The organism is Bacillus sp. DU-106 (assembly GCF_004799705.1).
Classification (GTDB): domain Bacteria; phylum Bacillota; class Bacilli; order Bacillales; family Bacillaceae_G; genus Bacillus_A; species Bacillus_A cereus.
This window is the reverse complement of the sequence record NZ_CP026607.1, coordinates 3,362,342-3,375,392: the sequence shown is the minus strand read 5'-3', so window position 1 is coordinate 3,375,392 and position 13,051 is coordinate 3,362,342. Positions and strand designations below refer to the sequence as shown.

Here is a 13,051-nt window from a genome sequence, read left to right as displayed (position 1 = left end):
ACAGGAGGTTGAAAAAATGAAAAAAGCAATAAAGTTTTGTTTAATAGCTACATTATCTACAACAATTATTAGTGGATGCTCTTTTGAGGGTAACAATGAAAATGTTAAAGGGAAAGAAGGGGAAAAAGTAGAGGTACAGAAAAATGCTGGGAAATATACGATGCCAGATGAAAAAGATAAACATGAAGGTACATGGCTGCAATGGCCACATGAATACACATATGGTGAAGAGTATAAGAAGGAAGTTGAACCTATTTGGGTTAAGATGGCAAGTGCTTTAACTGAGGGTGAGAAAGTCCACATTGTTGCATATGACCAGGAAGAAAAAGAAAGAATCAATAACCTTTTAACAGATGAAGGGTTAAATATGGAGAAGATTGATTTCTTTATCGCGCCTACTGATGATGTATGGGCAAGGGACAGTGGACCAATTTTTGTTTATGACAGCAATAAAAATCTCAAAATATTAGATCCAGCATTTAATGGTTGGGGGAAGAAAACACCTTATAAAAATGATGCTCAAATACGTAAGAATGTTAGTAAACAATCAGGAATTGAAAGAGTTGATTGGGGGAAATTTGTCCTTGAAGGCGGCGCAATTGAATTAGACAGCAATGGGACTGCTTTATTAACTCGAAGTGCAGTAACGAATAAAAATAGAAATCCTGATTTATCAGAAAAGGAAATTGAAAAATATATAAGTGACCTTGGGGTATCAAACTTTATTTGGTTAGACGGAGTACCTAATTTAGATATTACGGACTTTCATATTGATGGATTTGCTAAATTCCATAATAAATCTACCATTGTAACGATGAAAGAAGATGACCTAGCCGAATGGGGTTTATCTAATAAAGATATGGATACATTGTTAGATGCAAAAAATGCTTCAGGACAGAAATATAAGTATGAATACTTGCCGCTTAGTAAAGAAAATGTTGCTTTAGAAAATGGAAAAACTCTCGATTATAAGGGATCGTATATCAATTATTATATCGGAAATACAGTTGTATTAGTGCCTAATTATAATGATCCGAATGATAAAATTGCAAACGATACGATTCAGAAGTTATACCCAGATCGTAAAGTAGTCGGTATTGATGTGAGAGAGTTGTATAAAAACGGCGGTATGATTCATTGTGTGACACAACAACAACCAATTGCATTGAAGTAATTAATTTTAATTTCGTTGTGCTGCTATATAGACAAAATAGGTGGAATCTTATTACCTATTTTGTCGTTCCTTATTATTTGTAATAATAAAATTTCAATATAATGATAAATGAATTGTAGTGTATGTTCACTTTTCGTTTTATATGGTAAAGGAGAAAAATGTTTGTGTTAAAGAATTTTAAAATAGTGTTTTCGTATTTCCCTATCGTTTTGCAGTACATTTTAAATGTAGCTTTAATTTGCTTAGGGGTTGTTCTAAGTGTGTTTCTTATGAAAGAAGTCATTCAGTTTATACAAGAAATGAAATTGGATAGTAATGAATCTAGTTATCATTTAATTGATAGTATCGTTGTATTCTTTTTGTACTTTGAATTCATCGTAATGATTATAAAGTATTTTCAAATGAATTTTCATTTTCCATTACGATATTTTATATATATAGGTATAACAGCTATTGTGCGTCTCATCATTATAGATCACGATAGTCCGTTAGATTTATTGTTATATGCCTGTGCAATCTTTGTATTAATTAGTGCATTGTTCATTGCGAATTCTAAAATGATGCGTCGGGATTTAGAATAGTGACATTTGTTGTTGAATTAAATAAGATATTTTATCTTTTTGCAAAAAAGGAGTAACGGTATTGAAAGAAATAATCTTAACCAGCCTCATAATGATAGGGTTTATGATTCTATTATTTAATTGTATACTTTCATGATTTAAAAGAATAAAAGGTTAATAGAGAAAGAGGTTTTTGTAAATATGGTTCATTACAATAATCAAAATAGTTTACATTTATAAGTTTTGCATTCATAGGTATTGAAGCAATAGGGGTTGAAATTGAAGATCCCTTTGGTCAGGATCCAAATGATCTTCCGCTAGAAGGAATTTGTATAGGAGTAGAAGCGCATTTGGTGAATCTATATAATCAAAATGATCTATTAGAAGTAATGGGTTTGAATCTTGATAAAAAAATCATTTGATCATTTATTGTTGTTTTAAAATAGGTTATTTAAAAACTTGTCAAGAGTCAATTTAAGGCTTAACGTCAGCTTTATATTTTTTATATAAATATATAATATTCCTCCATGCTATAATCCATTCATGAAATGTACATGTTGCATGAGTTGGAATAAAAAAGACATGAATTGAGGATTAGTTGGCTTTGTGAAATCAATTATGTAACTACTATTAAAAAGCGAGGTAAATAATATGGAACAAAAACATAATGGAATTATTTTTACTGCAATACCAGACGAATCGAATGAATATTATCAACCATTTTATGAAGACTTGATTTACTTTAATGAATGTTTAAATGAAAAGAAATCAATTGCGGATCAACTTATATCTTTATCTGTTGAAGAACAAGACTTTCATACGAGCTGTTTTGAGTATGATGATATTTGGCTAAGAGATGTTGCACCGGTTGTCACAAATCATCTAGTTAAATTTAAATATCGACCAAATTATTTGCCAGATGATCAAGGGCGATATTTAGATCAACAGTTTAATAAATGGTTGAAAAAGAATGACTTTGAATATGTGAAATCCCCATTAATATTAGATGGTGGTAATCTTATTTGGAATAAAAAAGATACCGTAATATTAACAGAACGTATATTTGATGATAACGATGATTGGACAGAAGAGGAAATTATTGAGCAGTTAGAATGGGATTTAGATGTGAGCCGAGTTATTATTATTCCTGCTGAAGAAGGGGATGTACTAGCACACGCAGACGGAATGGTTAAATTTATTGATGAACATACAATGTTTATTAGTGATTTTTTAGGGGATCATGAATTTAGATATAGTGTTCAAGAGATTATTCAAGAACAAATGCCAGAAGCTGAATTTATAGTTGTTCCTTCATCATATACAGAGAAAGGACAATATGATCAAGAGATAGCATCAGCAAAAGGGTTGTATATAAATATGTTAGAATCATGTGATGCTCTTTATGTTCCTAAGTTTGGACTAGCTAAAGATGAGGAAGTTTTACGATATATTCAACAGTATACGGAGAAGCAAGTTATTCAAATTCATGTAGGAGAAATATCAACAATGGGAGGCGCAATGAATTGTTTAACGTGGTATTGTCCAAGCCATTTGTTACCTTCAAAAATGAGAAGATTAAAAAATCAGAATGAAGATTTTTCAATGAAGAAGATTTTTGATTGGTTTTAATAAATAAGTAATGAAAAGAAAATCTATTCAAGGAGTATTGATATGTATACCATCGCTGAGTTTTCTCGGATTTGTAAAATGAGTACGCGGATGTTAAGACATTATGACAAAGAGGAGATATTAAAACCGGCATATGTGAATCCGGTTAATGGGTATAGATATTATGAACAAGAGCAGCTGGAAGTAGCGTTGAAAATCAAAAAGTTAAGGGAGTATAAATTTCCTCTTCCAAAAATTAAAATTGTTTTGCAGTCATCAGATCAAGATTCGTTTGTTCAACATATACAATCACAAATTATCGAGTTGTCTCATGAAGTGAAGCAAAATTTACAGGTTATTTCAGAAATGAATGAAATGGTAAAGGTGAATAGTAGTCTAAATATTGCTCGTCATAGAAATTACGATATATTAATGGGAATGAGGAATGAAGTAACGATAATTACTCAAAGAGTAAAAATAGATATAGATGATATGGATGATTATTTTTATGACTTATATGAAGAGGTACAAAAAAATAATTTTCAAATAGTCGGTTCACCATCTGCAGTCTTTTATGATGAAGAATATATTCCAAGTAACAGTGATATTGAATTAAGAATCCCGGTTATGCAGGGGAATGATGAAGACGTAGCACAAGAGTATGAAATGAAACAACTAAGTCTACATCATATCGTTACTACTATGCATTATGGAAGTTACGACTATATAGGTTACGCTTATATAGCGTTAGAAGAATGGATTGAAAGAAATGGGTATGTGATAATTAATTCGCCATATGAGGTTTATATAAAGGGACCTGAATGTGATTGTTTAGCAGAAGAGTATGTGACACAAATTTGTTTTTTAGTTACGAAAATAGATTGAAATGGAGTTAACGAAATATTTAGGAGTAATAAATTTTATATGGATAACTGGTATACGTGGAGAAGATAATTATGATGAAGATACGGATTATCATATTGATGGCGCAGCACGGTTTGTAAATGAAAATACGATATTGTATGAATATGATCCTTTCGGTGAAGGAGAGTCATATCTTTTGGAGGCGTACGAAAAGCATTATCAAGAATTGCGACAAGCAAGAAATATAGATGGCAAGCCATTTCAGCTCATTCCAGTACCAGTAACAAGAAAATTGGTAAAAGAAGCAGATTGTAAAGGATCGTACTTAAATTTTTACATTGGTAATGAAGTTGTATTGGTACCTATATACGGTGATGAACATGATAAATTAGGGCTTCAAATCATTGAAGGTCAATTTCCAGGGAGAAGAATTGTCGGTATATATGTTAACGAATTGTATGCATACGGTGGTATGATTCATTGTGTGACGCAGCAGCATATAGAATAGAGTAATTCAAATAAAAAGCATGCAGAGCATATACTCTGCATGCTTTTTATAATGTTGAAAACTCCTCAACAAGTTGAGTGAATTGTTTCAATGCACTTTCAATCGGTTCTGGCGTAGTTAAATCAACACCAGCTTTTTTCAATAAGTTTAGTGGATAGTCAGAACTTCCACCTTTCAGGAATTCAATATAATTTTTCTGAGCATTCGGATCACCACTTAATAGTTTATCAGCGATTTGAATGGCAGATGCGAATCCAGTTGCATATTTGTATACGTAAAACGGGCGATAGAAATGAGGGATTCTAGCCCATCCGTATTTTACTTCTTCATCAAATACAAGTGAATCACCGTTATATTCTTTAAATAGCTTTTCATAAATTTCACTGAAGACTTGTGCATTTAATGGTTTACCTTGTTCAGCCATTTCATGTGTGATTTTTTCAAATTCTGCAAACATAATTTGTGTAAAGAAAGTACCTTTAAATTTCTCAATAAAATGGTTAATTAAATGGTTACGCACGTTCGTTTCTTTTGCTTCTTTTAATAAATAGTGAATTAATAACACTTCATTTACTGTAGAAGCGACTTCTGCGACAAAGATAGAATAATGTGCAGAAATTCTTGGTTGGTATCCATGTGAATAGTGCGTATGCATACCGTGACCGCATTCATGAGTAAGAGTGAACAGGCTGTTTAAATCATCGTGATGATTTAAAAGAATGAAAGGATGAACGCCGTATACACCAAAGTTATAAGCACCAGAACGTTTTCCTGGTGTTTCTCTTACGTCTATATATCTTTTATCTTTAAAACTTTTTAATGTCTCAATATATTCTTCTCCTAAAGGAGCTAGTGATGCAATCATAATGTCAAATGCTTCACTATATGGGATGTCTTGTTTTGCACCTTCTACTAAATCGACGCCTAAGTCGTATTGTCTTAGTTCATCTACGTTTAATTTTTCTTTTCGAATTTCATTGTATGTATGTAATGTTTGAATGTTTTTTTTCGTTGTATCAATTAGGTTTTCGTATACTTCTTTCGGAACCATATCGCCAAATAATGATTTCTCTAGCGCTGATGGATAGTTTCTTAATTTCGAAACAGTAACATTATTTTTAATAGCAGCGGATAAAGTAGATGCGATGGAATTCTTTAACTGAACATATGGTTTGTAATATGCTTTATAAGCTTCTTTACGCTTTTCACGATTCGTATCTTCTATTAACTTTGCATACATTCCGCGTGTTAAGTTCACTTTTTCTCCATCGTCAGTCGTCACTTCACCAAATAATATATCTGCATTATTTAACATACCAAATGTGTGCTGTGGAGAAGAAAGAGCTTCACCCATTTGTGATAAAATTGCTTCTTGGTCCTTATTCAATACGTGTTTTTTATAACGATATAATTCAAATAAGTCTTCTTTATAATATTGTAAGCCTTCTGTATCTTCTATGTAAGAATGTAATGTGTTTTCGTCTATGCTAAGTAAGAAGGGGGAAAAGAAAGATTTCGCTGCACTTACTTTCACGTGTAATTGTGATACTTTATCGACAAGAGATTGCGCGTCAGTATCGCGTGTATCAAGGTCAGATTGTAATCGTGCATAAGCGAACATTAAAGATATTATGCTAGAAATTTCTTCACTCTTCGTTAAATAAGCTAATAAACTATTGCCATCGTGAATATTGCCATTAAATTCTTGTAATTCCTTCGTTAATACTTCAATTTTATGAAAATCACTTTCCCAATCTTCAATTGTATGGTAAATGTCTGTTAAATCCCATTTTTCTATATCAGCTACTTGTAATCGATCTTTAAGTTCTGTCATAATCATTTCCTTTCTAAACATGTAGTTATATTTCTATATAACTATGAAATACAACAAATTGCAAAAAATCCCTGCTGAAAATTGAAAAGCCTTGCTAAAATAACAAGGCTTACTTACTTATAGTGTAATTCCGAATTTTGAATGTAAAAGGTTTGTATATTGCATGTCTGTAACGGTTTCTTTCGTTTTTTTACCATTTTTCGCTACTGTAAGGCTATCTTTCGTTAAAGAGGCATGCCCATCTTCAGTTAGTTTTACAATAAGAGGTACTTTATTAAAGGGTGATCCTTCATGTTCAACGATAATTTTTTGTGCTGTATTTGCTTTTTCTTCATCCACTTCTTCTATATAAAATGCATAGCCTAACGTCCAATCATCAGCAGAAGATTGATCCAAGAACTCATTGTTTTTCCGCATCTCTAAAATGTAGTTTCCCTTTTCGGTCATTTCTTTACGAATACGATAATCTCCTGTAGCAGAGTGAATGACTTCACCTGAGAAAGGGACAGGGGCAAGAGGTAAGTATGATCCGAATCCTACTTCAATTAAATAAAGTTCATTATGATGTGTTAAAACGGTTGCGATATGGCCAGAATCAACAGCCCATATGGAGTTTGCAGCGTTATAAACTGTTCCTGAAACGAGATGAACATCGAATCCAGAATCTTTCAGGAAGTAATACATAGTAGGATTGAGTTCATAACAAAGACCGCCACGGTTATTTACTAAAATTTTCTCTTTCAAATTTTCTTTTGATATTTCTTTAAAATTCTTTTCGAGAATATTTAAGTTTTCAAAAGGAACAGTTTGTGCCATTGCGTACATAATGTTAGATAAATCTTCAAATGAAACTGTGTCTTTTTCTTCTATATGTAATCGTGCGAAAAATTGTTTTTGAAAGTCTGTCATCGAAATCCCTCCGTTATGCTTTTATAGGTAAATTGTAAACAATCTTGAATAGGATGTGAAATGAAAACTACGTTGAATATTTGAAATTAGATTAAAAATAATATGGGAGAGTGAGAGATTGCTACTTTACTAACGGTGGGACGAATATTATAATAATTCTGATAAACTATGCAAACGCTTTCTTGGAAGGGGATGGTGTACAGATGTTTAAAAGAATAACAATAGTCGGATTGTCAGTTGTTATGTTTTTACCTAGTATATATGAGGGGAGTAAGGCATATGCAGACACAGTTAACAATGGAACGTTAATGCAGTATTTTGAGTGGTATTCTCCGAATGATGGGAATCATTGGAATCGTTTGCGTACTGATGCTGAAAATTTAGCGGAAAAAGGAATTACATCTGTTTGGATACCACCTGCATATAAAGGAACTATGCAAAATGACGTAGGATATGGAGCATATGATTTATATGATCTGGGGGAATTCAATCAAAAGGGCACAGTGCGGACGAAATATGGGACGAAAGCACAATTGAAATCTGCAATTGACGCTTTACATAAGAAAAACATCGATGTATACGGTGATGTAGTTATGAATCATAAAGGTGGGGCTGATTATACAGAAACTGTCACAGCAGTTGAGGTAGACCCGAGCAATCGAAATAATGAAGTATCAGGTGATTATGAAATTAGTGCGTGGACGGGATTTAACTTTCCAGGGCGTGGAGATTCTTATTCTAATTTCAAATGGAAATGGTATCATTTTGACGGAACGGATTGGGATGAAGGAAGGAAATTAAACCGAATTTATAAATTTAGGGGCATAGGTAAAGCATGGGACTGGGAAGTGTCTAGCGAGAATGGGAATTATGATTATTTGATGTATGCGGATCTTGATTTTGATCATCCAGATGTTGCGAATGAAATGAAAAAATGGGGAACGTGGTATGCGAATGAATTAAATTTAGATGGTTTTCGTTTAGATGCTGTTAAACATATTGATCATGAATATTTGCGCGATTGGGTAAATCACGTTAGACAGCAAACAGGGAAAGAAATGTTTACAGTAGCTGAATATTGGCAAAATGATATCCAGACTTTAAATAATTATTTAGCGAAGGTTAATTATAATCAATCTGTGTTCGATGCACCACTTCATTATAATTTTCACTATGCTTCAACAGGAAATGGGAATTATGATATGAGAAATATTTTAAAAGGAACGGTAGTTGCGAATCATCCTACACTTGCGGTTACTCTAGTTGAAAATCATGATTCACAGCCTGGTCAGTCATTGGAATCTGTAGTGAGCCCTTGGTTCAAACCGTTGGCATATGCATTTATTTTAACGCGTGCAGAGGGGTATCCTTCTGTTTTCTATGGTGATTACTATGGTACAAAAGGAAATAGTAACTATGAAATTCCAGCGTTAAAGGACAAAATTGATCCGATTTTGACGGCACGAAAAAACTTTGCATATGGTACGCAGCGGGATTATTTTGATCATCCAGATGTGATTGGCTGGACAAGAGAAGGTGATAGTGTACATGCTAATTCTGGTTTAGCAACATTAATCTCTGATGGACCAGGAGGGGCGAAGTGGATGGATGTTGGAAAGAATAACGCAGGGGAAGTATGGTACGATATTACGGGTAATCAAACAAATACTGTAACAATTAATAAGGACGGGTGGGGGCAATTCCAAGTAAGTGGAGGATCAGTTTCCATATATGTTCAGCAGTAATTTGGTGATGAAAAAGAAGAGGTAGACTGAAATATAAGTTTTCCTCTTCCTTTTTACATTCTGTATAGTTATAAAAGTATGACACCTTTACTTCTCACGTAACATATAGTATGATGATTTCAATAAATTAGATTTCAATGACTATAATATAACTTAATGAGAGGTGCTTTTTGTGAGTGCGGTAGGTATTAAATAGGAAAAATTTAATGAAATAAATCGGATAAGACCAGGGGATTTTTATGTACATCATACCCCTAATTTTGTCATGCATTTATTTCAAAACCTATGAAGATACCTACAATACTTTATAAAGCGTGTAATAAGGGACTGCCATCTATTTTTTATGGTTTATTTCCTCATATGTTATTACACATGCCTTGTAAATGTAAAAGCTGCGGTATCCCCGCAGCTTTTTTGTATATGTTTTTATTGTATAATTATGGAATTTTATATATGACTCATTGGAATCTAATGAGTAGGTATCTTCATTTATGATAAAAATCAATCATAGTGAGGAGAAACAAAATGAATACGATGACTTTTGAAAAGTTACAATATAACGAATTAAAGGATATAGTGAAATCTTATTGTGTAAGTGGATTAGGTAAGGAATTATTAAACAAATTAGAGCCGAGTACGAGTATAAAAGTAGTGAGAAATCGGTTGAATGAAACGACAGAAGCACGAGCTATATTAGATGCAGAAGGGCATGTTCCTTTCTTCGGCATTTCTAATATTGCTAGTACAATTCAAAAATTAGAAAAAGGTATGATTTTAGATCCAGAAGAATTAGTGAGTGTTTCAGACTTTTTACGTGGATGTAGAAAGATTAAAAAGTTTATGTTAGATAAAGAATTTTTTGCACCAGTATTAGCTTCTTATGCAAATTCAATGACTGAATATAAAAGTATTGAAGAGGAAATTAACTTTTCAATTAAAGGAAATAGTATTGATGCAGCTGCAAGTAAAGAGTTAAAACGAATTCGAAATAATATCGATTCTGTAGATGGGAAAATAAAAGAACGTTTAACGAATTTTTTAAATAGTAGTGCAAATAAGAAATTCATTCAGGAATTCTTTATTAGTAAAAAGGATGACCGTTATACGATTCCAATTAAATCTTCCTATAAAAACCAAGTTGCCGGAAGTATTATTGAAGCCTCGGCAAAAGGTTCTACTGTATTTATAGAACCGCATACGGTTACGAAATTGAATGCAGAACTAGCAGGTTTGAAAGCAGAAGAAGCGGTTGAAGAATATCAAATTTTAGCGACTTTATCAGGGATGGTATTAGAAAATATTTATAGTATAAAGATTAACATGGAGCTAATTAGTCAGTATGATATGGTATTTGCGAAAGCGAAGTTTAGTAAATCGATTGATGGAATAGAACCGAAGTTAAATGATCATGGCTACATTCATTTAGTGAATTGTAAGCATCCGCTTTTAACAGGGCAAGTTGTACCCTTAAATTTTAAAATTGGTCAAGAGTATCGTAGTTTAATTATTACAGGGCCGAATGCGGGCGGAAAGACAATTGTGTTAAAAACAATTGGATTGTTAACATTAGCTACAATGTCAGGTCTTCATATTGCAGGAGATAAAGGGACAGAAATCGCTATTTTTGAAAATGTATTTGTAGATATTGGTGATAATCAAAGTATCGAAAACGCACTAAGTACATTTTCATCTCATATGAAAAATCTTTCTGAGATTATGAGGATGTCAAATAATAATACGTTACTTTTATTTGATGAAATAGGGAGCGGTACAGAACCAAATGAAGGTGCAGCACTTGCAATTTCTATTTTAGAAGAGTTGTACTTTGCGGGATGTATTACCGTTGCGAGTACGCATTACGGAGAAATTAAACGATTCTCAGAAATGCATGATGACTTTATGAATGCAGCGATGCAGTTTAATAGTGAAACGTTAGAGCCGCTTTATAAATTAGTTATCGGAAAATCAGGAGAAAGTAATGCACTTTGGATTGCGAATAAAATGAACGTAAAAGAACATGTACTGAAAAGGGCGAAAGAGTACATGGGAAATAAAGAGTACGCTTTAGAAAAAGTGAATGAAAGTAAAATTAGAAAACCGAAATTCGTACAAGAAAAAAGAGAATCTCATTATGAGTACAAAATCGGCGATCGTGTTAATTTATTGGATCATGATGATTTTGGTATCATCTATAAGGAAAAAGATAATTTTTATAACGTTGTTGTATTTTATAACGGTGAATTCGTTGAAGTAAATGTAAAACGTATTACTTTAGAAGTAGCAGCGAAGGAGTTATATCCAGAAGGATACGATTTAAATACACTATTTGTTGATTATAAAGAAAGAAAAATGCAACACGATATTGAGCGCGGATCGAAAAAAGCACTGCGTAAAATTCAAAAAGAAATAAGAAAGAATAGAGGATAAGTTAAAATGGTAACGATTAGACAAGAACAAAAAAATGATTATAGAAAAACAGAAGAAGTCGTAAAAGAAGCATTTTTAAAGGAAGAATTTAGTGATAAAACAGAACATGAACTTGTAAAACGTATTAGAGAATGTGACGCGTTTGTTCCGGAGTTATCAATTGTTGCGGTAGATGAAGATATAGTTGGTAACATTATGTTATCGAAAATTACAATAGAACAAGATGGAACTTCTGTAGAATCGTTAGCGCTTGCACCAGTTTCAGTTGCTAGGGGCCATCAGAAGAAAGGCATTGGCGGAAAACTGATCACGGCTGCTTTAGAAAAAGCGAAAGAACTTGGATACGGATCAGTTGTAGTATTAGGACATCCAGAGTACTACCCGAAATTTGGTTTTAAGAAAGCAAGTGAGTGGAATGTAAAAGCACCGTTTGAAGTGCCTGAAGAGGTATTTATGATAATGGAATTAACAGAAAATGCTCTTCGAGGTGTAGAAGGAATTGTACAATATTCGAGTGCTTTTGCTGAGTAGGAGTACCGGTTAAGAAATGTAATCATAAAAGGTGCTATCTTTTTGTATGGATATACAGAAAGATAGCTTTTTTTATTAAGCGGATCTACTGACGTATATTTTGCTCAATGAATAATTGAGGTGGTAAAATTGATATAGAAACGTAAAGGGAGAGAATGAAATGAATAAGCGAGAAACAGATAGCAATGAGAATGTAGTGACGTTATATGTTACAAGACACGGTAAAACAATATTAAATACGAATCATCGCGCGCAAGGTTGGGCAGATTCTCCTTTAGTAGAAAAAGGTGTTGAAGTTGCCACAAATTTAGGAACAGGATTAAAAGATATTCATTTTATGAATGCATATAGTAGTGATAGCGGCCGCGCAATTGAAACTGCTAATTTAGTATTAAAATATAGTGAGCAATCAAAATTAAAACTTGAGCAAAGAAAAGATTTGCGAGAATTAAATTTCGGTATTTTTGAAGGTGAAAAACTTGAGAATATGTGGGATGTGGTTGGAAAAGCTGCAGGCGTTGCATCACCAGAAGAACTTATGAAGTTTTCTATTCAAGAAGTGATTAATCTTATTAGAGTAGCAGATCCTACAAAACAGGCGGAAGATTGGGGCTTATTTTCTACTCGTATAAAAACAGAGATAGATAAAATTAGTGAAGAAGCTGCTGGAAATGGTGGCGGTAACGTTTTAGTTGTCGTTCATGGGCTTTTGATTACTACCTTAATAGAAATGTTAGACAGTAGCAAAACAAAACTTGGAGTGGAAAATGCTAGTGTGACGAAAATTGTATATCAAGATGGAACATACACAGTCGAGTCTGTTGGAGATATGAGTTATGTTGCAAAAGGGAAAGAAAGTGTTGAAATATAATTAAATCTCCAATAGATATA

At 32.9% G+C, this 13,051-nt stretch carries 10 protein-coding genes and 2 pseudogenes; 10 read left to right on the top strand and 2 right to left on the bottom strand.

Annotated features, from left to right (window positions below; genetic code table 11):
• The first annotated feature begins 16 nt into the window (after positions 1-16).
• The 6 genes and pseudogenes from C3Y97_RS17240 to C3Y97_RS17215 all read left to right on the top strand — a co-directional run.
• A complete protein-coding gene (locus C3Y97_RS17240; protein ID WP_136363558.1) occupies positions 17-1,174 on the top strand; it encodes an agmatine deiminase family protein in 1,158 nt (385 codons plus the stop codon).
• A 164-nt stretch (positions 1,175-1,338) separates the two neighbouring features.
• A complete protein-coding gene (psiE, locus tag C3Y97_RS17235; RefSeq protein ID WP_006923430.1) occupies positions 1,339-1,755 on the top strand; it encodes a phosphate-starvation-inducible protein PsiE in 417 nt (138 codons plus the stop codon).
• Between the two features lie 209 nt (positions 1,756-1,964).
• A pseudogene (locus C3Y97_RS17230) lies at positions 1,965-2,156 on the top strand (bestrophin family protein); the annotation flags it as partial.
• 229 nt (positions 2,157-2,385) lie between these two features.
• Entirely contained in the window at positions 2,386-3,363 is a 978-nt protein-coding gene (locus C3Y97_RS17225; protein WP_000435519.1) for an agmatine deiminase family protein, read from the top strand.
• Positions 3,364-3,405: 42 nt separating this feature from the next.
• Positions 3,406-4,227 carry a MerR family transcriptional regulator gene (locus C3Y97_RS17220; protein WP_136363557.1) on the top strand — a complete coding sequence of 274 codons (822 nt, stop codon included), beginning with the start codon at positions 3,406-3,408 and terminating at the stop codon, positions 4,225-4,227.
• A pseudogene (locus tag C3Y97_RS17215) lies at positions 4,223-4,714 on the top strand (agmatine deiminase family protein); the annotation flags it as partial. The gene C3Y97_RS17220 and the pseudogene C3Y97_RS17215, both read left to right, overlap by 5 nt.
• A 46-nt stretch (positions 4,715-4,760) precedes the next feature.
• On the opposite strand, the gene pepF reads toward C3Y97_RS17215, so the two are convergent.
• Entirely contained in the window at positions 4,761-6,548 is a 1,788-nt protein-coding gene (gene pepF, locus C3Y97_RS17210) for an oligoendopeptidase F (RefSeq protein ID WP_136363556.1), read from the bottom strand.
• Between the two features lie 117 nt (positions 6,549-6,665).
• Positions 6,666-7,457 carry an arylamine N-acetyltransferase family protein gene (locus tag C3Y97_RS17205; RefSeq protein WP_000129193.1) on the bottom strand — a complete coding sequence of 264 codons (792 nt, stop codon included), beginning with the start codon at positions 7,455-7,457 and terminating at the stop codon, positions 6,666-6,668.
• Positions 7,458-7,660: 203 nt separating this feature from the next.
• Here C3Y97_RS17205 and amyS point away from each other — a divergent pair, with 203 nt between their 5' ends.
• The 4 genes from amyS to C3Y97_RS17185 all read left to right on the top strand — a co-directional run bounded on the left by amyS (position 7,661) and on the right by C3Y97_RS17185 (position 13,031).
• Entirely contained in the window at positions 7,661-9,202 is a 1,542-nt protein-coding gene (amyS, locus tag C3Y97_RS17200) for an alpha-amylase (RefSeq protein WP_000476409.1), read from the top strand.
• A 525-nt stretch (positions 9,203-9,727) separates the two neighbouring features.
• Entirely contained in the window at positions 9,728-11,629 is a 1,902-nt protein-coding gene (locus C3Y97_RS17195) for an endonuclease MutS2 (RefSeq protein ID WP_136363555.1), read from the top strand.
• A gap of 6 nt (positions 11,630-11,635) precedes the next feature.
• Positions 11,636-12,160 (top strand): GNAT family N-acetyltransferase, encoded by a 525-nt coding sequence (locus C3Y97_RS17190; protein ID WP_136363554.1) that lies wholly within the window; start codon positions 11,636-11,638, stop codon positions 12,158-12,160.
• Between the two features lie 160 nt (positions 12,161-12,320).
• On the top strand, positions 12,321-13,031 hold the full coding sequence (locus C3Y97_RS17185) for a histidine phosphatase family protein (RefSeq protein ID WP_086404008.1): 711 nt from the start codon (positions 12,321-12,323) through the stop codon (positions 13,029-13,031).
• Positions 13,032-13,051 lie beyond the last annotated feature (20 nt).